Origin of the sequence: Paeniglutamicibacter sp. ORCA_105 (assembly GCF_045798545.1) — a bacterium.
Classification (GTDB): Bacteria; Actinomycetota; Actinomycetes; order Actinomycetales; family Micrococcaceae; genus Paeniglutamicibacter; species Paeniglutamicibacter sulfureus.
Window position 1 is genome coordinate 74,994 of sequence record NZ_JBIXLM010000014.1, and the last position, 21,146, is coordinate 96,139.

The 21,146-nt window shown below is 66.4% G+C and carries 20 protein-coding genes; 12 read left to right on the forward strand and 8 right to left on the reverse strand.

Features of this window, described 5'->3' with window-relative positions:
* Positions 1–14: 14 nt before the first annotated feature.
* Both ACIPUB_RS09170 and ACIPUB_RS09175 read right to left on the reverse strand, forming a co-directional pair.
* The gene (locus ACIPUB_RS09170) at positions 15–1,121 is read right to left on the reverse strand and encodes a hypothetical protein (protein ID WP_407607088.1); all 1,107 of its coding nucleotides are present in this window, start codon (positions 1,119–1,121) and stop codon (positions 15–17) included.
* A 4-nt stretch (positions 1,122–1,125) separates the two neighbouring features.
* Positions 1,126–1,464, reverse strand: a complete 339-nt coding sequence (locus ACIPUB_RS09175; protein ID WP_407607089.1) for a hypothetical protein — start codon at positions 1,462–1,464, stop codon at positions 1,126–1,128.
* Positions 1,465–1,950: 486 nt separating this feature from the next.
* On the opposite strand from ACIPUB_RS09175, the gene ACIPUB_RS09180 reads away from it, so the two are divergent.
* Both ACIPUB_RS09180 and ACIPUB_RS09185 read left to right on the forward strand, forming a co-directional pair.
* Positions 1,951–3,063 carry a glycosyltransferase gene (locus ACIPUB_RS09180; protein WP_407607090.1) on the forward strand — a complete coding sequence of 371 codons (1,113 nt, stop codon included), beginning with the start codon at positions 1,951–1,953 and terminating at the stop codon, positions 3,061–3,063.
* Positions 3,060–4,115, forward strand: coding sequence for a glycosyltransferase (locus tag ACIPUB_RS09185; protein ID WP_407607091.1), 1,056 nt, complete (start codon positions 3,060–3,062; stop codon positions 4,113–4,115). The genes ACIPUB_RS09180 and ACIPUB_RS09185 overlap by 4 nt, the downstream gene beginning before the upstream one ends.
* Positions 4,116–4,123: 8 nt before the next feature.
* Here ACIPUB_RS09185 and ACIPUB_RS09190 read toward each other — a convergent pair whose 3' ends face one another.
* Positions 4,124–4,990 (reverse strand): glycosyltransferase family 2 protein, encoded by an 867-nt coding sequence (locus ACIPUB_RS09190; RefSeq protein ID WP_407607092.1) that lies wholly within the window; start codon positions 4,988–4,990, stop codon positions 4,124–4,126.
* 134 nt (positions 4,991–5,124) lie between these two features.
* Between ACIPUB_RS09190 and ACIPUB_RS09195 the strand changes: the two genes are divergently transcribed.
* The 5 genes from ACIPUB_RS09195 to hpaD all read left to right on the forward strand — a co-directional run bounded on the left by ACIPUB_RS09195 (position 5,125) and on the right by hpaD (position 11,335).
* Positions 5,125–6,258, forward strand: a complete 1,134-nt coding sequence (locus ACIPUB_RS09195) for a glycosyltransferase (protein WP_407607093.1) — start codon at positions 5,125–5,127, stop codon at positions 6,256–6,258.
* 189 nt (positions 6,259–6,447) lie between these two features.
* The gene (locus ACIPUB_RS09200) at positions 6,448–7,953 is read left to right on the forward strand and encodes a fumarylacetoacetate hydrolase family protein (protein ID WP_407607094.1); all 1,506 of its coding nucleotides are present in this window, start codon (positions 6,448–6,450) and stop codon (positions 7,951–7,953) included.
* 8 nt (positions 7,954–7,961) lie between these two features.
* Positions 7,962–8,621 (forward strand): GntR family transcriptional regulator, encoded by a 660-nt coding sequence (locus ACIPUB_RS09205; RefSeq protein WP_407607095.1) that lies wholly within the window; start codon positions 7,962–7,964, stop codon positions 8,619–8,621.
* 58 nt (positions 8,622–8,679) lie between these two features.
* The gene (hpaE, locus tag ACIPUB_RS09210; protein ID WP_407607096.1) at positions 8,680–10,185 is read left to right on the forward strand and encodes a 5-carboxymethyl-2-hydroxymuconate semialdehyde dehydrogenase; all 1,506 of its coding nucleotides are present in this window, start codon (positions 8,680–8,682) and stop codon (positions 10,183–10,185) included.
* Between the two features lie 52 nt (positions 10,186–10,237).
* The gene (gene hpaD, locus ACIPUB_RS09215; RefSeq protein WP_407607097.1) at positions 10,238–11,335 is read left to right on the forward strand and encodes a 3,4-dihydroxyphenylacetate 2,3-dioxygenase; all 1,098 of its coding nucleotides are present in this window, start codon (positions 10,238–10,240) and stop codon (positions 11,333–11,335) included.
* Positions 11,336–11,507: 172 nt separating this feature from the next.
* Here hpaD and ACIPUB_RS09220 read toward each other — a convergent pair whose 3' ends face one another.
* Positions 11,508–12,068: a dihydrofolate reductase family protein gene (locus tag ACIPUB_RS09220; RefSeq protein WP_407607098.1), complete on the reverse strand. Its 561-nt coding sequence runs from the start codon at positions 12,066–12,068 to the stop codon at positions 11,508–11,510.
* A 164-nt stretch (positions 12,069–12,232) separates the two neighbouring features.
* Here ACIPUB_RS09220 and ACIPUB_RS09225 point away from each other — a divergent pair, with 164 nt between their 5' ends.
* From ACIPUB_RS09225 to ACIPUB_RS09235, 3 genes are all read left to right on the forward strand, one after another.
* Positions 12,233–12,928, forward strand: a complete 696-nt coding sequence (locus tag ACIPUB_RS09225; protein WP_407607099.1) for a phosphoribosyltransferase — start codon at positions 12,233–12,235, stop codon at positions 12,926–12,928.
* Between the two features lie 156 nt (positions 12,929–13,084).
* On the forward strand, positions 13,085–13,345 hold the full coding sequence (locus tag ACIPUB_RS09230; protein WP_407607100.1) for a GlsB/YeaQ/YmgE family stress response membrane protein: 261 nt from the start codon (positions 13,085–13,087) through the stop codon (positions 13,343–13,345).
* A 193-nt stretch (positions 13,346–13,538) separates the two neighbouring features.
* The gene (locus ACIPUB_RS09235) at positions 13,539–15,173 is read left to right on the forward strand and encodes an ABC-F family ATP-binding cassette domain-containing protein (protein WP_407607101.1); all 1,635 of its coding nucleotides are present in this window, start codon (positions 13,539–13,541) and stop codon (positions 15,171–15,173) included.
* Between the two features lie 61 nt (positions 15,174–15,234).
* Here ACIPUB_RS09235 and ACIPUB_RS09240 read toward each other — a convergent pair whose 3' ends face one another.
* Complete coding sequence (locus ACIPUB_RS09240) at positions 15,235–15,747, reverse strand: META domain-containing protein (RefSeq protein WP_407607102.1); 513 nt, start codon at positions 15,745–15,747, stop codon at positions 15,235–15,237.
* A gap of 100 nt (positions 15,748–15,847) precedes the next feature.
* Between ACIPUB_RS09240 and ACIPUB_RS09245 the strand changes: the two genes are divergently transcribed.
* Positions 15,848–16,516 carry a phosphoribosyltransferase gene (locus ACIPUB_RS09245; protein WP_407607103.1) on the forward strand — a complete coding sequence of 223 codons (669 nt, stop codon included), beginning with the start codon at positions 15,848–15,850 and terminating at the stop codon, positions 16,514–16,516.
* 150 nt (positions 16,517–16,666) lie between these two features.
* On the opposite strand, the gene ACIPUB_RS09250 is transcribed toward ACIPUB_RS09245, so the two are convergent.
* The 3 genes from ACIPUB_RS09250 to ACIPUB_RS09260 all read right to left on the reverse strand — a co-directional run bounded on the left by ACIPUB_RS09250 (position 16,667) and on the right by ACIPUB_RS09260 (position 20,296).
* Positions 16,667–18,037: an MFS transporter gene (locus tag ACIPUB_RS09250; protein ID WP_407607104.1), complete on the reverse strand. Its 1,371-nt coding sequence runs from the start codon at positions 18,035–18,037 to the stop codon at positions 16,667–16,669.
* 218 nt (positions 18,038–18,255) lie between these two features.
* Positions 18,256–19,707 (reverse strand): 4-hydroxyphenylacetate 3-monooxygenase, oxygenase component, encoded by a 1,452-nt coding sequence (gene hpaB, locus ACIPUB_RS09255; protein WP_407607105.1) that lies wholly within the window; start codon positions 19,705–19,707, stop codon positions 18,256–18,258.
* A gap of 49 nt (positions 19,708–19,756) precedes the next feature.
* Positions 19,757–20,296: a flavin reductase family protein gene (locus ACIPUB_RS09260; RefSeq protein ID WP_407607106.1), complete on the reverse strand. Its 540-nt coding sequence runs from the start codon at positions 20,294–20,296 to the stop codon at positions 19,757–19,759.
* A 180-nt stretch (positions 20,297–20,476) separates the two neighbouring features.
* Between ACIPUB_RS09260 and ACIPUB_RS09265 the strand changes: the two genes are divergently transcribed.
* Positions 20,477–21,146: IclR family transcriptional regulator (locus ACIPUB_RS09265; protein WP_407607107.1), on the forward strand; the 670-nt coding region annotated here is incomplete at its 3' end.

A 21,146-nucleotide genomic window follows, 5' to 3' on the forward strand; every position in this document is an offset into this window, starting at 1 on the left:
CCTCGTTCGGCTCGTCAGTTCTCGCCGTCCGTGGCCTTGTCAAAGGTGATTTGCCGGCGCTCATACTCGCGCTGGCTGAAGGTCGCCTTCCGCACGGATTCCTCGTTGTCCAAGCTCGATCCGACGGCTCCGGCAATGGTGCCCAGGGATGCCGAAAGCCACGACAAATTCAGGTACTCCCCGAACCCCACCTCATGGCCCAATTCCATGGCCAGGAACCGGGCATCGATGATGATCAGAGCGCCGGTGAGGATGATGGCAAACAGGACCAGGTACATCAGGAGAATCGCCGAGGCAATGGTCATCAATGTCGCCAAGTTGTAAATGACACGCTTCTCACGGTGGCGATTCCCGACGGGTCGTTCCCAGAGCCTGTTGTGCAACACCAGCCACGAACCCATCACCACAACGGAAAGCAGGCTGATGATGGCAAGACGCTGGGGTGGGAGGTAGTCCGCCATGGTCCAGATGCTGGTGTAGAAAACGCCAAATGCACCCGTAGCCAAGGCCGCGGCCATCGCCGAGGAAAGGCTGGGCACCAGCCTCCACGGTCGGTTGCTGCGCACCATGCCAATGAGCAGCAGCAACCTGCCCATCATGCCCTTGACGGTTTCGAAGGCATCGTCGTCCGTCTTGGCGGCCTCGATCCTTCGTTCAAGGGAAAAGGGGTCCACGGCTGGCAATACCCGCCCGTCGTCCCGCAAGTACGGATCCCCGACCCCATGCAGGGCCGCGAGTGCCTGGACCACTGCACGCTGCAGTCGTTTCTTTCGGACTATCCCCAATGCGGGCAAGACCACAATGGCGGAGCCGGAGCCGGCGTTGACGCTGGATGCCACGGGCTCACCCCCTTCATATTGTGGCAAGTCCGTCAGGTACACCAAGTAGTCCCAACCGCCCGCTTCGCGCAATTGGTGCGAGTGGGCATTGAGTTCAACCTCGCCGTTACCGGCCAAGGGAAGCGAGAATTCGGCGACTTCCACCTCCCAGCCCGCACCGTTGTCCAAGTCCGATAGCAACTGCGCGGGCAGCGAGTCCTTCAGCGACACGGCCAGGGACAGCGGCATTCCGGTGTCAGCTATCAGGCCGACGACGGTCTTGCGGGCCGACTGCGTGGACATCGGGCTACCCTGCGTCGAAGCGGTCTTCGTCCCCCGACGATGCGTCGGATCCGGAGCCGTCCGCTTCAAGGTCGCCGGCGTCCGGCTTGGCCGCGCGGGTTCCGTCCTGTCCTTCGGAGGACGCGTCACGGGCTGCGGTGTCTCTGGTCCCCGGCTGGACTTCGTCAGCTCCCAGCAATTGCTCGGCCAGGTAGTCGGGGTCCTGAAACGGGTCGACGGTGCCGGGGTCTTCGGGCCCGTCGAGGGAGTCCAACTCGGACAACCCATCGGTGCCTGACCCCGAGGCGTCCTCGGGGTATTCGTCCTCGTGCCCGGAACCTGGATTCCGTGGTGTCGTTGACATGTGGTGCCTCCTTCGTTGCTTCAGGATTTCACGTGCCTGGTGGCGATTTGGGCGACTTGCGTTCCGGACCGGAGGTCCGTTCCAACCGATTACCCCCGGCCATGTGCCCGCAGCTTCCAACCCAACGTCGCGTTCCCCACGCTACTGTCCTTGTGGGGCCGTGCCAAGGAATCTGCACGTACTGCCATTGTGGCAAGGGTCCTTCCCGCTTCGTCTGTCGCCTTGGGGTTCGGCCGCCTCCAAGCGGTTCAAATGGTTGCCACGCGGCCAAGCGCGCAGTCCTGTTGCCAAGTCACCGTCCGATACGAACCGCCGGGCCACCCACGACGCGTCCGTGGCTTCCTCCGACGGGTTGCGAAAAGCTATCCGAGTCCCGACTCGTGACCATATCCTGACGGAACACCACGATTCCACGATGCCCTGTGTGGACGTGATCCACCGGCCGGCGCCTCAACGAAGGAGACAGCTTTCAATGCGGATGCGAAAATGATTCTCGATACCCGCCCAGCAGGCGACCCGTTGCGGATCGCAGTCCTGGCGCACCTGCACCATGCGATCGTCCCGCCCTTTGCCGGCGGCATGGAATCGCACACCGCACACCTGGTTGGGGGCCTCTCCGACCGCGGACACGAGGTAACGCTCTTTGCCAAGACGGGCAGCGAGGCAACGTGCCGTGTCGAATCCGTGCTGGCTCGCTCCTACATCGTGGAGGGCTACCCTGAAAGCGACGGGCGAAACCGGCAACACCTGATGCTGGACGGCGCCATGGCGCAGGCCACCGGACGGATCCGTGCGGGACGCTTCGACGTAGTCCTGAACAATTCCCTGAGTCCCCTACCCCACAGGGAACTGGCCGCAATACCGACCTTGCATGTCCTGCATACCCCGCTCCTGCCGCGACTGGCAGGAATCTTCGGGACCCCGGGTTGGACACCGGACCCGATGCACCGCCACGTCACTGTCTCACACGCGAACGCCCGGGCGTGGCGCCGGTGGCTGCCGGAGATCGACGTGGTCCACAACGGCATCGCATTGGAGACCTGGCACTCGGACGCGGAGTCGATTCCGGGCACCGCGGCCTGGACCGGGCGCATCACCCCGGAAAAGGGAACCCATCTGGCCATAGCGGCCGCCCGGGCAGCCAACATGAAGCTGAGGATCGCCGGTCCGGTGCAGGACCGGGACTACTTCACCGCCTTGATCGAACCGGAACTGGACGCGGACATCACCTACCTCGGACACCTTGACCAACAGGACCTGAGCACCATGGTTGCCTCGGCCCAGGTGTTCATCTCCACGCCTTTGTGGGAAGAACCCTTTGGGCTCACCACCCTGGAGGCGATCGCATGCGGCACCCCGGTGGCAGCGCTGCCCTCCGGGGCGATGGGCGAAATCATCACCGCCGAATCCGGCGTCCTGGCCACGGGCCACGACGCCGGGGCCCTTGCAAGGGCTGTCATCCTGGCCAGGGACCTGGAGCGGACGAAGGTACGCGACAGCGCCCGCACCTTCTCGCTGGATTCCATGATCGACTCCTATGAAGGGCATTTGCGTTCGGTGGCACCCGTGCCGCAGAGCGCTCCGGGACGGTTTTCGTGAACTACAGGGTCTCCTACTACGCCCACCACCACGGGACCGGACATTTGCGCCATGCACAGCGGCTGGCGGAGCTGGAGGGAGTGGATTTGCAGGTGGCCAGCACCGGGGAACGCCGGCGCGATCTGCTCTTCGGTGAACTGGACTACGTCGCCTTGCCGGCCGATGCAGGACCCCTGCAGCACCCCGGCAAGATGCGGGCCGGCGACCCGCTGCATTATGCCCCGGTCGGCCCTGGCATCCAACAGCGCTTTGCAACGCTGAACCGGGCGTGGGCCCGGTTTGTGCCGGATGTTGTCATGGTCGATGTATCCGTGGAGGTGGCATGGTTTGCCCGCCTCAGCGGCTATCCCGTCGCCTTCCGCCGCATGCCCGGGGAGCGCCGGGACCGGGCACACGAACTGGCCTACGAGGTCGCCGATGCCATCTTCGGCTATTTTCCCGCAGCACTCGAGGATCCCTCCCATCTGGCGGCGTTCGGCAACAAGAGCCACTATCTGGGTGTGCCCGGGACCCTGCCTGCGCCGAGTGATCCCGCTGCAGCGCCATCGGGCCGCCGTCGCGTGCTGGTGCAGACCTCGCTTGCCTCCGCGATTCCGGCACGGCCGTTGGCCGCGGCGGCCGCGGCATCACCCGGATGGCTATGGGAGGTCGCCGGGGCGGTGGAAGAGGACGGGACGAGGCTGCCGGAAAACCTGCTGCTGCACGGGGTGTTGCCCGACCCCGCCCGCGCGATGGCCGCGGCCGACCTGGTCATCAGCTCAGCGGGCCACAACGCCGTTGCAGCAGCAGCTGCGTCCGGGCGGCCGGTAATGCTGGTCCCGGAGGAAAGGCCTCATGGCGAGCAGCTCCACTTTGCCCGTGCCCTCGAAGGCGTCGCGGGAATCCCGATGCTTGGATCCTGGGAGGATCCCGCAGACTGGCCGTCCCTGCTGGAACGCGCCGTCGGCACGGCCCAAGGCGCCCTGGCCGATGCCCTGTTTGTCAGCCCCGAAAGCTTCGCCGACGCATTGGAGGCGATGCTTGCCGCCTGCCTGCTGGCGGCAAGGGCATGAACCGGGCCTTAGTAGGGGTCGTTGCTGCGGGTCGCCTCGACTTCAGCCGGTTCGGGCATTCTCATTACATCGATCCCGCTCCCATCCGGATCCCACCGAATCAGCCCCATTCCCGCGAATGCGCCCAGCCAGCCTTCCATGGGCCAGGTTCCCCAGCGCACGTGGAAGTTCCGGGCGTTGGCAATGATGGCCTCGAAGTGGTTCAGCGGCGGCTTGTGGACGCCGTGGTGCTGGTGGAACAGCGGCTCGGCCACAAAACACATGGGGATTTCCTGCTTGCGCGCCCTGAAGGCGAAATCGGTGTCCTCGGCACCATAGCCGGTAAAGCCCTCGTCGAATCCGCCCAGTCGAAAGAAAATCCCGGCCTTGATCGCGAACCCGAGCGACCAGAACATTTCGTGGCGGGAGCGCTCCCCGCCCCCTGCCAGGTTCGCCCGGGCATGGTGGGGGACGGAGGCTCCAAGCAACGCGGCATCATCGATTCCGAAGCCCGCCAGAAGCGGGGCCGGAAGGTACCGGGGCTCAGCCATGGCCAGCACCGGATCCCCCTCAATGGCGTCCAGGAGTGCGGTGAACAGCGTGTCCGCAGGAATGCAGTCCACGTCCAGGAACACCAGATTCGGGCTGGCCGCCGCGCTTGCGGCAGTGTTGCGGGCCCGGGCCAGCGGCAGGCCGGCTTCGCCGGGATGCGAGGTGACATGGTGGATCCGCAGCGGCACGGTGCAGGAAACGGGCTCCGGATCCGGCTCATCCATGTAGACGAGCACCACTTCGCAGGGAAGCTCGGCCGAGCGCTCCACACCTGCCAGCAGGTTGCGCAGGTGTCCGGCCCGCCCGTGGGCGATCACCAGTACCGAAAAATTCCGTGCCTCCACCGTGCCTCCTTGCTTGCCGGCCATCGCGCCGCGAAGGCACCGGACACCATCCGTCGGGTTGCTCCCAGCTTACGTCGACGCACCACCGCCCGGCACCGAACCGGCACACATCCAACAGCATCGAGGAGGAACGCATGAGCGGCACACCATCCAACCCTTTGGTCAGGGTCGCATCGATTCCGCACGACCAGATCTATATCCGCCACCTTGAGGCCGGCGATTCGTCGGGAGCCGGGGTGTTCCGCCTGCCCGATCCCCCGCCCGTCGAGGGCGTGCGATCAGCGCAATCCGGGTGGTGGCCCCCGGCGATGCTCTCGGCCGACTGGGTACGGGCCAACCATGACTCCTTTGACCTGATGCATGTTCATTTCGGTTTCGACGCCGCGGATCCGGCCCAGCTGCGCGAGCTGGTCGCCGAATTGCGGCACTTCGGCAAGCCCTTGGTTTACACGGTTCACGATCTGGTCAACCCGCATCAGCCCGACCCTGCGGCGCATGTGGAATTGCTCGATATATTGATACCCCATGCGGACAAGCTGATTACGCTCACTGCGGGGGCCGCGCGGGAAATCCGTCGCCGCTGGGGTGCCGAGGCCCAGGTGCTGCCCCACCCCCACGTCGTGGACTTCGGAACCATGGACCGGATCCGCGCCGCCCGCCGGCAGGACGCAGCGACAGGGCTTAAGCGTGGGATGAAGCGGATCGGCGTGCATCTCAAGGGACTGCGACCCAACATGGACACCTCCATCCTGGATCCGCTGGCCCGCGCCGTGGCCCGACTCCCCTCCGCGGTGCTCCAGGTCAACATCCATTCCCAGCCCCTGGATCCGGCCAGCGACGAATACCGGCCCGCGCTGGCCGGGAAGCTGCACCACGGCGCGAACCTGGGGTTCTGGGAACTGCGGTCCCACGAGTACTTCAGCGAACCGGAACTCTTCGACTACCTCGCCTCGCTGGATGCCTGTGTCTTGCCCTACCGTTTTGGCACCCACTCCGGTTGGCTCGAAGCGGCCCTTGATGTCGGCACACCGGTGGTCGTGCCCGATTGCGGGCATTATGCGGACCAGGACCCTTCGGTTGCACGATTCAGGTCCACGCCGACCGGCGTGGATGAAGATTCACTCCTGAACGCGATCCGGGATGTATTGCGGGCCGAAGACCTGCCCGGCCTTGAGGCGGAAGGGCGCCGTCGGCAGCGGCTAGAACTCGCCCGGGCCCACCGGGACTTGTACGACGTGCTCTTGGACCGGACCCCGGCTGCACGGTAAATGCCAGGGCCGGCGCCGTCCGGAACCGCCTACTGGCTTGCGACGGAAGTCGATGAATCCGCCCGCCCGCGCCCCGGCGAACCCCACGCCAGTGGATCAGAACCATCGCTTCGCGCCCGGGCCTTGACATTCGCGGAGACCCCGGTCACACTGGATCGTATACGATTTCATACACAACAGGAGGAAGCCGTGAGCAGCGACGCTATAGCCACCGAATTGGTCGAGGTCGACCAGTCCATCTTTGACAGGGCCGGCAAGGTCCTTGCGGTCCACCTCTCCTACTCCTCGCGGGCAGCCCAGCGCGGCCGCACCCCTGCTTTCCCGTCGTATTTCATGAAGGCGTCTTCCTCGCTGGCCACCACGGGCTCCACCGTTGAGCGCCCGGCAGGCACCGAACTGCTGGCCTTCGAGGGCGAGATCGCCCTGGTCATCGGCACCGACGCCCGCCGCGTTACGGTCGAGCAGGCCTGGGGCCACGTCGGATACGTGACGGCCTCAAACGACCTGGGCGTCTACGACATGAAATACGCCGACAAGGGATCGAACATCCGCTCCAAGTCCGGCGACGGCTACACCCCGATGGGCCCGGTGCTGCTCCCGGCGGCCTCCCTGAACCCGGACGCACTGCGCATCCGCACCTGGGTCAACGGCGAGATCGCCCAGGACGCCTCCACGCAGGAACTGATCTTCTCCTTCGCGCAGATCGTCGCGGACCTCTCCCAGCAGATGACGCTGAAGGCCGGAGACGTGATCCTCACCGGGACCCCGGCCGGATCTTCCGTGATCGTGCCGGGCGACGTCGTGGAAATCCAGGTCGACGACGAGGCAGCAGGCCTGTCCACCGGGCGCCTGGCCACCACCGTCATCCAGGGCACCGACACCTTCGCGGCCTTCGGCAACCAGCCCAAGATCACCGACGCGGACAAGGTGGACGCGTTCGGCACACACGCCGCGGCAGGCATCCAGGCGCCGATCACCGGCAGGGAAGCACTGACCGACGAGGTCAAGGCCAAGCTGATGTCCGTCGCCACCGCCACCATCTCGGGCGCGCTGCGCAAGCGCGGACTGAACAACGTCTCGGTCGACGGCTTGCAAGCCACCAAGGGAATGACCAAGGTCATCGGCACCGCCCGCACGCTGCGCTACGTGCCCAACCGCGAGGATCTCTTCAAGACCCACGGCGGCGGCTACAACGCCCAGAAGCGCGTCATCGACGACATCGGCCCGGGCGAGATCCTGGTCATGGAGGCCCGCGGCGAAAAGGGCTCCGGCACCCTGGGCGACATCTTGGCGATGCGCACCCAGGTCCGCGGCGCCGAGGCCATCATCACCGACGGCGGGGTCCGCGACCTCGACGCGGTTGCCGCCCTGGACATCCCCACCTTCCACAACGGAGCACACCCCGCGGTGCTCGGGCGCAAGCACGTGCCGTGGGACACCGACGTCGCGGTCGGCTGCGGCGGCACCACCATCGTTCCTGGGGACATCGTCATAGCCGACGCCGACGGCATCCTGGTCATCCCGCCGCACCTGGCAGCGGAAATCGCCGACGAGGTCGTCGAATCCGAACGCCAGGACACCTTCGTGTTCCTGAATGTGAAGAACGGCAACAAGATCCAGGGCCTGTTCCCGATGAACGCCGATTGGAAAGCCAAGTACAACCAGTGGGTCGCCGACGGCGAACCGGAATTCTAGGCCGCGCCATGGCCCCCAGCAAGTCAGAGTCGGCCTACCGACTGCTGCACGAGAAGATCACCGAGGGAACCTACTCCCCCGGCTACCGGCTGGTGCTCGGCACCATCGCCGCGGAGCTCGGCTGTTCGGTGGTCCCCGTGCGCGAGGCCATCCGCCGGCTCGAGGCCGAGGGCCTAGTGACCTTCGAACGCAACGTCGGGGCCATGGTCGCGGCAGCCGACACCACCCTCTACCTGCACACCATGCAAACCCTGGCCATCATCGAGGGGGCTGCCACCGCGCTGAGCGCCCCGTTCATCGACGACGACCAGCTGGCAGCGGCCCGGGCCATCAACCAGGCCATGGCTGAATTGCTGGTCGACTTCAACGCCCCGCGCTTCACCGAATTGAACAACGAGTTCCACCAGGTGCTCTACCGCAATTGCCCCAATCCGCACATCCTGGAATTGGTGCACCGCGGCTGGAACCGCCTGGCGGTGATGCGCTCCTCCTCCTTCACCCACATCCCGGGCCGGGCCCGGGAATCGGTGAAGGAACACGCCCGACTCCTGGACCTGATCGAGGCCAAGGCCCCGGCCGCCGAGATCGAGCAGGCGGCAAGGGCCCACCGAACCACCACATTGAACGCCTACCTCGCGGCGGCCAACCTCCCGGCCTCCCCGCTCTAGGCACCCCCCCAGACAACTGCAACACGACACCATTTCCCACCCAGCAAGGAGCCAGTCCATGAGCAAGCACTTCGTTCCAGAGAACCTTCCCAACCACCTGCAGCACTACATCGGCGGCCAGTTCGTCGATTCCATCGGCGGGGAGACCTTCGAGGTCCTGGACCCGGTGACCAACCAGACCTACGCCACCGCCGCCGCCGGCCAGAAGGCCGACATCGATGCAGCCGTCGCCGCCGCAACCGAGGCGTTCAAGAACGGCCCGTGGCCGACGATGAGCGCCCGGGCACGCGCCAAGGTCCTCTACAAGATCGCCGACGCCGTCGTCGCCCAGGAAGACCGCCTGGCCGAGATGGAAACCTTCGACACCGGCCTGCCGATCACCCAGGCCCGCGGCCAGGCCCAGCGGGCCGCGGAGAACTTCCGCTTCTTCGCCGACCTGATCGTCGCCCAGCACGATACCGCGCTGAAGGTCCCCGGATCGCAGCTGAACTACGTGAACCGCAAGCCGATCGGCGTCGCCGGCCTGATCACCCCGTGGAACACCCCGTTCATGCTCGAATCCTGGAAGCTCGCCCCCTCGATCGCCTCCGGCTGCACCGTGGTACTGAAGCCGGCGGAGTTCACCCCGCTCTCCGCCTCGCTGTGGGCCACCATCTTCAAGGAAGCCGGCCTCCCGGACGGCGTCTTCAACCTGGTCAACGGCATCGGCGAGGAAGCAGGCGACGCACTGGTCAAGCACCCGAAGGTCCCGCTGATCTCCTTCACCGGCGAATCCTCCACCGGCCAGCTGATCTTCCGCAACTGCGCCGAAAACCTCAAGGGCATGTCCATGGAGCTGGGCGGCAAGTCCCCCGCCATCGTCTTCGCCGATGCAGACTTCGACGCCGCCATCGACTCGACCCTCTTCGGCGTGTTCTCGCTGAACGGCGAGCGCTGCACCGCCGGTTCCCGCATCCTGGTCGAACGCCCGATCTACGAGAAGTTCGTCGAGGCCTACGCCGCCCGCGCCAAGAACATCAAGGTCGGAGACCCGCACGATCCCGAAACCCAGGTCGGCGCGCTGGTCCACCCGGAGCACTACGACAAGGTCATGAGCTACGTGGAAATCGGCAAGTCCGAGGGCCGCGTCGTGGCCGGCGGCGGACGCCCGGAAAACCTCCCCGAGGGCCAGGAAAACGGATCCTACGTCGCCCCGACCGTGTTCGTTGACGTCGCACCGGATGCCCGGATCTTCCAGGAGGAGATCTTCGGACCCGTAGTGGCAATCACCCCCTTCGACACCGACGAAGAGGCCCTGGAACTGGCCAACAACACCCGGTACGGCCTGGCCGCCTACGTCTGGACCAACGACCTCAAGCGCGCCCACAACTTTGCACAGGACGTCGAGGCCGGCATGGTCTGGCTCAACTCGCACAACGTCCGCGACCTGCGCAGCCCGTTCGGCGGCGTGAAGGCCTCGGGCCTGGGCCACGAGGGCGGCTACCGCTCGATCGATTTCTACACCGACCAGCAGGCGGTGCACATCACCCTCGGTGAGGTCCACACCCCCAAGTTCGGCGCCTAACCTCTTCCCCCCCCACCCAGCTTTTCCAGTTTTTTCCGCAAAGGAGCGAATCATGTCCAACGTCATCCCCAAGCCCTCCGTCCCGGCTCCCGATATCCTGCGCTGCGCGTACATGGAAATCGTGGTCACCGACCTGGCCAAGTCCCGTGCCTTCTACGTGGACCTGCTCGGCCTGCACGTGTCCTACGAGGACGACAAGCAGATCTACCTGCGTTCCTTCGAGGAGTTCATCCACCACAACCTGGTGCTGACCCTCGGCCCGATTGCCGCGGTTGCCGCATTCTCCTACCGCGTGCGCTCCAACGCCGACGTTGACGCCGCCGAGGCGTACTACAAGGAACTGGGCTGCCGCACCGAGCGCCGCAAGGAAGGCTTCGTGCGCGGCATCGGCGACTCCGTCCGCGTCGAGGATCCGTTGGGCTTCCCCTACGAGTTCTTCTTCGAGACCGAGCACGTCGAACGCCTGCACATGCGCTACGACCTGTACTCGGCCGGCGAACTGGTCCGCCTGGACCACTTCAACCAGGTCACCCCGGATGTCCCGCGGGGACGGAAGTACCTCGAGGACCTGGGCTTCCGCGTCACCGAGGACATCCAGGACGACCAGGGCATCACCTACGCCGCCTGGATGCACCGCAAGGGCACCGTGCACGACACCGCCCTGACCGGCGGCGACGGCCCGCGCATGCACCACGTTGCCTTCTCCACCCACGAGAAGCACAACATCATCCAGATCTGCGACAAGATGGGCGCGCTTCGCATGTCCGACCGCATCGAGCGCGGCCCGGGACGCCACGGCGTCTCCAACGCGTTCTACCTCTACATCCTGGATCCCGATGACCACCGCATCGAGATCTACACCCAGGACTACTACACCGGCGACCCGGACAACCCGGTCATCACCTGGGACGTGCACGACAACCAGCGCCGCGACTGGTGGGGCAACCCCGTTGTCCCGTCCTGGTACACCGAGGCCTCCCTGGTCCTGGACCTGGACGGCAAGCCGCAGGACGTCATCCAGCGCACCCACTCCTCCGAGATGGAGGTGACCGTCGGCGCCGACGGCTTCTCCTACACCCGTGCACCGGGTGACGCACTGACCGGCGATCCGGGCGAGGAAGTCGGCTTCAAGATGGGCCACCAGCTCTAGGCCTTCTCCACCCGCATGCGCCCTGGCGCATGAAACGGGCCGGTGTCGGCGCACATCATCATCCGATGGTGCGCACCGACACCGGCCCTTCCGTTTTTCCTGCCCTTCGGCTTTTCCGTCGCGCCCGCCGATGCCCCGGGGGCCGGCGGGGCGCCGGACGGTGATGCCCGGGTCAGCGTCCCACGGAGTACCGCAGGAAAACCATGCCGTTTTCGAAGCGCCGCTCGTCGAGCAGCTCCAGGGAATGGCGGATGCCCTCGGGAAACATCCGCTTGCCGCCGCCGACGAGCATCGGTGCGACATATACCTGGCACTCGTCGATCAGGTTCGCCCGCCAGGCCTCCGCCGCCACCCGGGCACCGGAGATGTTCAGGTCCAGGCCCGCCGACGACTTGAGGGAGCGGACCAGCTCGGGGTCGAAGCTGCGCTCGATCCGGGTGCGCCTGGTGGACACGGCCTCCAGCGTGCTCGAGAAGACGACCTTGTCGGCCGCCTGCCAGATCCGGGCGAACTCGGCGTTCCCGGGCGAATCCGCGGCCAGGTCCGGGTCGTTCTCCCAGCCGGTCATCATCTCGTACATGGTCCGCCCATACAGGTAGGTGCCGACCCCGCGCTCGGTGGCGTTGATGAAGTCGAGCACCTCCTCACCCGGATAGGCCCAGTCGAATGCCCCGGCCTCATCGGCGATGTAGCCGTCCAAGGATGCGAGAAACGTGTAGATCAGCCTGGACATGGTGTTCCCCTCGTGCGTGCGGTTGGTGCCCCGGGTGGGGGCGGGACGGCGTGAAGCGTGGATCCCACGGTACTCCCGGGCCTCGGCGAAGTCACCGGTCAGGCATCCGCCGCCCGGGTTGCCTTGGTCTTCACTCCCGCCCCGAACCCGAGCACACTGGATACATGGACAGGCAAGCAGGATCGCAGTTCCAGGACAGAGGCCAGGCCGGCGCGCTGTTGGGTGAGCATCTGGTGAAGCGCGGGCTGGGTTCCGGGAGCATCGTGCTGGGCCTGCTCCGCGGCGGGATCCCCGTCGCGGCGGCGCTGGCCGCAAGGCTGGGCGCCCCGCTCGGCGCGTTGGCCGTGCGCAAGCTGGGAGTGCCGCAACAGGAGGAGGTCGCCTTCGGGGCAGTCGCCTCCTACCGCTCGTGCCGGAGCCGCTACCTGGTGCGCACCGTCCACCAGCATGTACTCGGTTCCCGCGCGAAGGCTGTGCTGGAGGAGGTGGAAGCCCGCGCCTCCGCGGAACTGGATCGGCTCGCCCGGCGCTTTGCCGATTACGCGCCCGACATCACCGGGGCGAAGGTGGTGTTGTGCGACGACGGGTTGGCCACCGGTGCCACCATGCATGCCGCCGTGGACGTGGTGGCGCAGTGCGGAGCCCGGGAGGTCATCGTGGCGGTGCCCGTCGCGCCGCGCATCCTTGCCCGTTCCATGGCCGGTGCCTCTTCCGTCGTTTGCCTGCTGGCACCGCAGGAGTTTTCCGCGGTGGGATCCCACTACGAGGATTTTTCGCAGGTCGACGAGGACGCCGTGGAACGGATGCTGCTCGAGGCCCGCGAGGCGCGCCGGCACCACGACGCCCGGGATGCCAACTAGCCGGTCCCGGCATCCCGCCAACACCCCCGTTGCCCGCGCTGCACGTCCATTGCCTCCGGTGCGAACACGTCGTAGGTTGTAGCCCACCGGTGCACACTCGCCGGCCGGAGCCACCGGCCGCGGGCCCGGGTATCCGCTGCATCGAAGGGGAACTCGATGGGGTTGCTTGGCTGGATCGTCCTGGGGCTCATTGTCGGCGCCCTGTTCAAGAACATCATGCCGGGCCGCGCCCACCATGGCTGGACGGCCGCCCTGCTCCTGGGGGTCCTTGGTGCCGTCGCCGGCGGCTGGCTGGCCGCCATGGCCTTCGGCACCGGAATCGGCGAATTCCTGAACCTGCGCACCTGGGTGCCTTCCATCCTGGGTGCCGCGGTGGTGGCGGGGACCTACGGTGTTATCCGCCAGCGCCGGGCCTAGCCCCGGCAATCCCGGCATGGTCCTCGACAACACCCCGTCCCCGTTGTTATCTTTGGCCCATGTTGTCTTTCTTCCTGTAATCCGGTGATGCCCGACCGTGCGCACCCCCGCCGGTGTGCTCGGTCCGCCGCAGTCCCGCGCCTGTCCGCCCCCAGGGGGTCCGTGGACCGCGCGAAAACAGGAGACATCGACCATGCGAACCCAACTTTCCCTTCACGGCCTGACCTTTTCCCATCCCGGGCACCCGGTGTTCCGCGACCTGGACTTCGCGGTGCGTCCCGGCGAGCGGCTGGGGATCATTGGCGAAAACGGCGCCGGCAAGAGCACCTTGTTGCGGCTGCTCGCGGCCGACCTGGCCCCGGACGCCGGAACCGCCACCCGGCAGGCGGCGGGAGGATTCGGCTACCTGGCGCAGCAGCCGTCCTTCGAACCGGGATGGACCGTCGCGGACTTCCTGGACCATGCCCTGGCCTGGCTCAGGGACCTTGAATCACGGATCGAGGCCGCGGCCGCGCGGCTGGCCCTCGCCTCCGAGGCCCAGCTTCCCCGGGCGCTGGCGGAATACGGGCTCCTGACGGATCTGCAGGAGTCCCGGGACGGCGCGGGGGCACGGCAGCGCCTGGCCGCCTCGGCGCACCGGCTCGGCATCGGCGGCATCGAGGGCGCGCGGCGCTTCGACACGCTGTCCGGCGGGGAACGGTCCAGGCTGGCGCTGGCGGCCACGCTGGCGGCGAATCCGGAGGTGCTGCTGCTCGACGAACCCACCAACAACCTTGACACCGCCGGTCTGGAGTGGCTGGAGCACCGGCTGGCAACCCACCGCGGAACGGTGGTGTTCTGCACGCACGACCGCTTGTTCCTCAAGCGGGTCTCAGATGCGATCCTCGAGCTGGACCGCGGCGTACCCACCCGCCATGCCGATGGCTACGACGGCTACCTGCGGGCCAAGGCGGCACAGCGCCGGGCCGTCATCCTGGCCCGGGAACAATGGCAGGACAAACTGGAACAGGCAGCCCGCATGGCCGAACGCTCCGAAGGCGCGGTGGCCAAGATCCCCCGGAAAACGGAGAAGCCCGGATTCGGCCACGGTGCGTTCCGGGCGCGCGACCGCTCCCACGGATCCTCCGCCGCGCTGCGCCAGGCGAAGACGCGCCTGGCGCAGTTGCGGGCAAATGAGGCGCAGCTGCCCCTCGAGCCGCTGCGCTTCACCCCGGATCCCGCGGCCGTGGCCGACTCCGGGGCCGACGTCCCGCCGACTGCGGTCGAGCTCGTCGGCGTGCACGTTCCGGGACGCCTTGCCATCGACCACCTGCTGCTGGCACCCGGTGAACGGGTCCTGCTCACCGGGCCCAACGGCGCCGGCAAGTCGACGTTGCTGGACGTCATCGCGGGGGTCCTGACTCCCCCCTCCGGCACCTGCCGCGTCGGCCGGCAGGCGGGATACCTGCGCCAGGAACCCGCTTCCTGGCCCGGGCACTGGATGGCGGCCCAGGGTTTTTGTTTCGGCTCGGGTCGGGACCTCGCCGAGGACCTGGAGCAGCTGCTGTCCCTGGGGCTTTTCCGGCCGGAGGAACTGACCATGCGCATCTCGGAGATGTCGCTGGGGCAGCGGCGCAGGCTCGATGTGGCGCGGCTGTTCGCCAGGCCGGCGGGACTGCTCCTGCTGGACGAACCCACCAACCACCTGTCCCCGGCCCTCGGCGATGACCTGGAACTGGCGCTGGACTCCTTCGGGGGCACCGTCGTGGTGGTCAGCCACGACAGGGCGCTGCGCGCCAGGTTTGCCGGGCGGCGGATCCATCTGGAGCAGGGGATGCTCGTGGAATAGCGCGGGGAATAGGCCGCAGGACCTGGGTCTTGGCCCATTGCCCGCAGCCCGTTGTCCGTAATCAGCCGGCCAGGTTCAGGCGCGGCAACGTCCCGATGTCCTTGCCGTCCTTGTCGGTGACCCTCAGGGTCTCACCATCTACCTCCACCGCGGCGGCCCTCGAGAGCCAGGTGTCCATCCCCGGGCAGCCAATCAACGTCGTGGTCATCTCGTGCAGTTCGAATGCCTGTCCTGATCCCGTCCACGAGCCGGTCAGCGTGTTGCACCCGTCATGCCCGTTGAACCGGCCCTCGGGCGCGAACGACAGCACCGGAGACCCCTCTGAGGCCCCGCCCCATTGGCCAATGACCGCAGCGTCGGCGTCGCTTCGATCCGATTCCGGGCTCGTTGTTTCCTCGGGTGCGGAAGCCGACGGGCTCGGCGTCGGCGGGGTGTTGCCTGCCGGGGGAAGCCCGTACGGGCCCACGTCCCGGGACACGGTTGCCTCTGTGCTCTCGGCGCCGGGACCCGTTGAACATGCCGACAGCGCAAAGGCCATCACCGCAATCATGACCAGGGCTCCAGGTCGCTTCATGGTCACATGCTAGCCCCGAAAACCGGCTTTTGGCCTGCAAAGAGGTGAGAAATCGTGGCTCGCTCCCCAAGCCGCCGTGCCGGGGTGCAGACTTAGAGACATGACACCCGAACACATTGCCCCCACCCGCTTCTCGGACCGCACGGCCGCCGGCGAATTCCTGGCGGTTGACCTGCAGCAGTACGCCAAGGACCCCAACGCGTTGGTGCTTGGACTGTTGCGCGGCGGGGTCCCGGTGGCGGCGGAGGTCGCCGCGAGGCTGGAGCTTGAACTCGATGTGCTGGCGGTTCGCCGCTTGGTGATGCCCGAACGCACCGACATCGCCTTTGCCGCATTGGCCGCCCATGGAGAGCACACGTCGCTGAAGTACATCGAGGGCGTTTGGGACTCGGCGCAGCTGCGCTTCGAGAAGGAAATCCTCGACGGGGTGGAGACGGAGGCCCGGCTGGAGCTGGAGGAGTTGCGTGCCCGGCTCGTGAGCGCGGTCGTCCTGCCGGTCTCCGGACGCACCGTGATCCTGGTCGATGAGGGGATGGCAAGTGGCGCGACCATGTTGGCAGCCGTGGAATTGATGCGCGAGGCCGGAGCCGGGCGTATCGTGGTCGCGGTTCCGGTGGCCCCGGCGGTGGCCTGCAAGGAAGTCGAGCCGCTGGTTGACGAGTTCATCTGCGCCATCAGGCCCAGGGTGTTCCACTCCGTTAGCGCCTTTTACTCGCGCTTCGATTCAATCGCCGACTACGAGATCACGGCACTGGTCCCCCGCCGCTAGGGTTCCAGCGCCGCTGCCCGTTGGGCGTGACATTCACCTGCCGACAGGACAGAAGCGGGGCCGGCCGGTTCCTTACCACCTCGCGTGAGGGGAAAGGAACCGGCCGGCCCTTCTTACATGCTTCGCAGGTGCGCGAGAGGACTATATCGTCTAGGCGTGCTGGCCCCGGTGCTTGGCGTCATGTGCCGCCTGCAGGTCCGGGTCGATGTCCTCGACGTGCAGGTTGCGGCCCTTGGTCTCGCCCACCCAGATGACTGCCGCCATCGAAATAAGGGTGAGCACCATGATGTAGATGGCAATCGAGCCGGACCAGCCGGTCCGCTGAAGAAGGATCTCGGCGACGGTCGATGCGAAGGCACCGCCGAGGATCGCGCCGAGGGCGTAGCCGATCGAGATGCCCGAGTAGCGGATGTGTGCCGGGAACATTTCGGCGTACATTGCCGACTGCGGGCCGTAGGAAAGCCCCAGGCCTACCGTCAGGATGAAGATCGAGACACCGTAGAGGAAGACGCTTCGGGTCTCGATCAGCAGGAACATCGGGATCATCCAGACAAAAACTATGCCGTAGCCGATCAGGAAGGTGTTGCGGCGCCCCAAGTGGTCGGAGAGCCAGCCGCCGGCCAGAGTGAAGATCAGCCAGCCGATGGAGCCGATGGTGGTGGCCAGGAGCACCGGTGCGGTCGGCATCTCCAGCACCCTGGTGGTGTAGGCGATGAAGAAGGCGATGACCAGGTAGCCGGCGGCGTTGTTGGAAATGAAGATCAAGGCTGCCTGGATGACTTCCTTGGTGTTGGTTTGGAAGAGCTGCTTCAGCGGGGTGTGCTCCGAGGCCTTGCGCAGTGCGAGCTGCTTGAAGATCGGGGATTCCTCGACGGCCTTTCGGATCAGGTAGCCAACGACGATCAGCACCACCGAGAGCAGGAACGGCACGCGCCAGCCCCAGGCGGCAAACTGTTCCGGGCTCATGGACGTGCGCAGGAGGTACAGCATGCCCGTGGCAATGATCATGCCGATCGGGACACCGATCTGCGGGAAGGCGCCGAAGAAGCCGCGCTTGTTGTTCGGGGCGTGCTCCACGGCCATCAATGCCGCGCCGCCCCATTCGCCGCCGGCGGAGAAGCCCTGGATGATGCGCAGGAGCACCAGCAGGATCGGAGCCCACAGGCCGATGGTGGCGTAGGTGGGCAGCAGGCCGATCAGCGCGGTGGCCGCGCCCATCAGGATCAGGGTGGCGACCAGCACGCGCTTGCGTCCGTACTTGTCACCCAGGTGGCCTGCCACAATCGCGCCCAGCGGCCGGAAGAGGAAGGAAATGCCGATCATTGCGAAGGCGAGGATCTGTCCCAAGCCCGGGTTGGACACGCTCAAGGGCTGCAGGAAGAGCGGTGTCAGCAAGGTCGCGGTGAGCTGGGCAAAGATGAAGAAGTCGTACCACTCAATGGTGGTGCCAACCAATGTGCCGGCAAGGACACGACGTTCCTCGGAACGTTTGCTGCTTGCCGCGAGGGATGAGGAAGCCATGGGAGAACTCCTGCGTTCGGTGCTAGGTGCGGTGGACGAGTGTGCGCATCATACCGACCGTTCGGACGGTAAAGTGCTTTGTCCATGGTAACCCATCATCGTGACTTCGCTCACGCCAATTTGGGTATCGGCTTTTCCTCCCCCTGCGCGGGGACTGCCCGACGCCGGATGCGCCAGCAATCCGGCGTCTTGGGCGAAGGCTTTTCCGTGGTGGTTCCTCAATCCTCCCGGCCCAGGAATTCGCGCACTCGCAGACGCATCGGCTCGCGGTCGTAGCTGTTCACCATGGCTCCGGCCATGCGCACGGGATCGCCGAAAAAGAAGTATTCATAGAGTGCCTGGCGACCGGAGAATCCGGTGATCGAGGCGTCGTAGGCGAGCTTGAACAGCCGGATCCGCTCGGACCCCGTCAGGGACTTGCCCTGCAGGTACTTGGCGATATCCTCCGTCGCAACCTCCAGGTCCGCTTCGCCGGGCAGCGCCATCAGGCCCGAGGCGCAGAACTTCCGGATGATCTCCGGGAAGCGCTGGGAGATCTTCGGATACCAGTTGCGGGCGGCGTTCAGCGTTTCCCAGTGCGGCAACAGCACCCCGTCAACGCTGGGGGCCGCCTGCGCCTCGGCCGCGACCACCAGCGCCTTGCCGATCTCCACGTTGCGGATCAACTCCGCCAGGTCCTCCTGGATATGCGCAAAGCCGTCGATGCCAATGGCCCCGGCGATCTCCGAGGCCAGCCCCAGGTAGAACTCGGACTTGGCGACGGTGCGGGTGACGACCTGGTGCGTCATCAACGCGCCGGCTCCGGTGTCGGTATACCAGGCGTTGCAGAGTTCCGGGCGCCCGAGCATGAAGATGCGCTCATTGGGGATGAACACCTCGTCGAACACCACCACCGCGTCGATCTCGTCGAAGCGGGCTGCCAGCGGCTCGTCATGCGTGTTGCCGCCGTTGTGCAGCCCGGTGCGGCAGAGGTAGCGCAACCCCGGCGCGTCGTTGGGCACGGCCACGGCAAAGGAGTAGGGAGCGTCCTCGGGGGTGCCGCGCAGCACGGTGGAGGGAAAAACCAGCAGCTCGTCGGCGATCGGGGCGACGGTGGCGAGCATCCGGGCACCGCTGATGACAATGCCGTCCGGTCGTTCCTCGACAATGTGCGCGGTGAGCTGGCCGCCGAGCTGCTCGGAGCCGGAGACCGAACGGTTGACCTGGGGCGGGATCAGGGTGTGCGTGGCCAATAGGTCGTTCTCGCGGGCGAATTCGTAGTAGGCCTCGATGCGCTCCCCGAAGACCGGGTCGCCCTGTGCGAAGAACGTCTTGGCGGTGGACAGTGCGGTGAGGGCGGAGTTCATGTAGTCGGCGGTCCGGCCCAGGAAGCCGTTGGAATACTCGGACCAGGTGGCTGTCGCTGCCCGCCGCTGGGCCAGGTCCTGCGGCGTGCGCGGCACCAGGAAAGAGGCGTTGACCCGGTCTCCGGTGGTGGGCGATTCGTAGGTCAGAGCGTCCCGGTGAGCCGGGTCGTGTTGCATGTCAAAGAGTTTCGCGTAAGTGAGCGCCAGCTGCCTGAAGGCCGGGTGCCGGGTGAGGTTTTCGGAGACCACCTCCCCGTCGATGACCAGGTGCGGACGCATCGCGTCCAGCTTGGCCAGGAACTGTGCCCCGGTTCTGATTCCCATGTTCAAGACCCCTCTTGCGTAGTGGCGGCGCTTCCGCATCGGTAGTGGACTAGAGCAGCTCCTCGACGCCCAGGTGGCGTTCGGGGATGGTGGTGAAGGACCCATTGGCGAAGGCCAGCGCGTCACCGCGGCGGTAGTTGAAGTCGCGGACCTCTCCCAGGTAGAGCGTGTGGTCACCGCCGTCGTAAGCGGCCCACGGCGTGCAGGAGAAGTAGGCGAGCACGCCAGCGAGGCGCGGGGCCGTGGCCCCCTCGATCCAGACCGGATCGTGGCTCGGGCGGCCGGCAAAATGCAGGGCAAGGTCCATCTGCTCCGCGCCGAGGATGTTCACCGTGAACGGCCGGTTGGCCAGCTCATCGTGGGCCTTCGTGGACCGGGCAATGGAAACCAGCACCAGGGGCGGGTCCATGGAGACCGAGGTGAACGAGTTGACCGTGATCCCGTGGCGCTTGCTTTGTCCGTCAAAGGTCACAATGGCCACGCCGGTGGCAAAACGACCCAGGCTGCCGCGGAAATGTGGCAACGTGGAGGCATCGATCCGGCGCGGAACGCCGCCCTCGGCAATTTCGTCCTTGCCCGGGACGATCATGGCGTGCTCCTGCTTCCCATTCCCGCCTATCCCTCGCATTAACGCGGCAAATGTTCTAATATCGAACGAGCAGTTCCAATAAAGAATAGTATTTGCACCATAACCCAGCGCGGGTTGACCCACAACCCCCACGGGCAGCGCCACGCGGCGCCAACCCACCGAAGGACGGCACCGGCCCCCATGACCGCCACCAGCACCACCGCACCGGCATCACAAACACTCTCCCGCGGCATCCGCATGCTGGAGATCCTTGCCGAGGCCAACGGGCCCATGACCATTGCCGAGCTCGCCGAGGACCTTGGCGTGCACCGCTCGATCGCCTACCGGATCCTGCGCACCCTGGAATCCCACCGACTGGTCACCCGCGACGAGTCCGGCCGGGTGCACGGCGCCCCGGGCCTTGCCGTGCTGGCAAGCAGCGTGCAGCGGGATTTGCAGAGCGCGGCCCTTCCGGAGCTGACGCTCCTGGCCAACGAATTGAAGATGTGCGCCTTCATTGCGGTGTGGGACCAACCCGACTGCACCACGCTGGTCACGGTGGAGCCGCGCCACGTGCACGCCGCGGTGGTGCAGCGCCCGGGCTCCCGCCATCCCTTCGGGCACGGCGCCCCGGGCATTGCCATGCAGTCAACGCTCACGGAGGAGCAGTGGGCGGCGCTGAACCACGAGACACCGTACCGGAAGATCGCCTCCGAGGCCCGCGCCCTGGGCTATGCCACCAGCATCGACGAGGTCATTCCGGGGCTGTCCTCGGTGGCGGCGCCCGTCACGGTGCCGGGGCAGCTGCCGGCGGCGGTTGCCGTCGTCTACAGCACCGGGTCCCGGCAAAACGAGGTTGCCGCCATCGGTG

Bases quoted from the DNA above. Each gene is read 5' to 3' on its own strand.
- ACIPUB_RS09170 (WP_407607088.1), bottom strand. From the start codon at position 1,121: ATGTCCACGCAGTCGGCCCGCAAGACCGTCGTCGGCCTGATAGCTGAC.
- ACIPUB_RS09175 (WP_407607089.1), bottom strand. From the start codon at position 1,464: ATGTCAACGACACCACGGAATCCAGGTTCCGGGCACGAGGACGAATAC.
- ACIPUB_RS09180 (WP_407607090.1), top strand. From the start codon at position 1,951: ATGATTCTCGATACCCGCCCAGCAGGCGACCCGTTGCGGATCGCAGTC.
- ACIPUB_RS09195 (WP_407607093.1), top strand. From the start codon at position 5,125: ATGAGCGGCACACCATCCAACCCTTTGGTCAGGGTCGCATCGATTCCG.
- ACIPUB_RS09205 (WP_407607095.1), top strand. From the start codon at position 7,962: ATGGCCCCCAGCAAGTCAGAGTCGGCCTACCGACTGCTGCACGAGAAG.
- hpaE (WP_407607096.1), top strand. From the start codon at position 8,680: ATGAGCAAGCACTTCGTTCCAGAGAACCTTCCCAACCACCTGCAGCAC.
- hpaD (WP_407607097.1), top strand. From the start codon at position 10,238: ATGTCCAACGTCATCCCCAAGCCCTCCGTCCCGGCTCCCGATATCCTG.
- ACIPUB_RS09220 (WP_407607098.1), bottom strand. From the start codon at position 12,068: ATGTCCAGGCTGATCTACACGTTTCTCGCATCCTTGGACGGCTACATC.
- ACIPUB_RS09225 (WP_407607099.1), top strand. From the start codon at position 12,233: ATGGACAGGCAAGCAGGATCGCAGTTCCAGGACAGAGGCCAGGCCGGC.
- ACIPUB_RS09230 (WP_407607100.1), top strand. From the start codon at position 13,085: ATGGGGTTGCTTGGCTGGATCGTCCTGGGGCTCATTGTCGGCGCCCTG.
- ACIPUB_RS09235 (WP_407607101.1), top strand. From the start codon at position 13,539: ATGCGAACCCAACTTTCCCTTCACGGCCTGACCTTTTCCCATCCCGGG.
- ACIPUB_RS09240 (WP_407607102.1), bottom strand. From the start codon at position 15,747: ATGAAGCGACCTGGAGCCCTGGTCATGATTGCGGTGATGGCCTTTGCG.
- ACIPUB_RS09245 (WP_407607103.1), top strand. From the start codon at position 15,848: ATGACACCCGAACACATTGCCCCCACCCGCTTCTCGGACCGCACGGCC.
- ACIPUB_RS09250 (WP_407607104.1), bottom strand. From the start codon at position 18,037: ATGGCTTCCTCATCCCTCGCGGCAAGCAGCAAACGTTCCGAGGAACGT.
- hpaB (WP_407607105.1), bottom strand. From the start codon at position 19,707: ATGGGAATCAGAACCGGGGCACAGTTCCTGGCCAAGCTGGACGCGATG.
- ACIPUB_RS09260 (WP_407607106.1), bottom strand. From the start codon at position 20,296: ATGATCGTCCCGGGCAAGGACGAAATTGCCGAGGGCGGCGTTCCGCGC.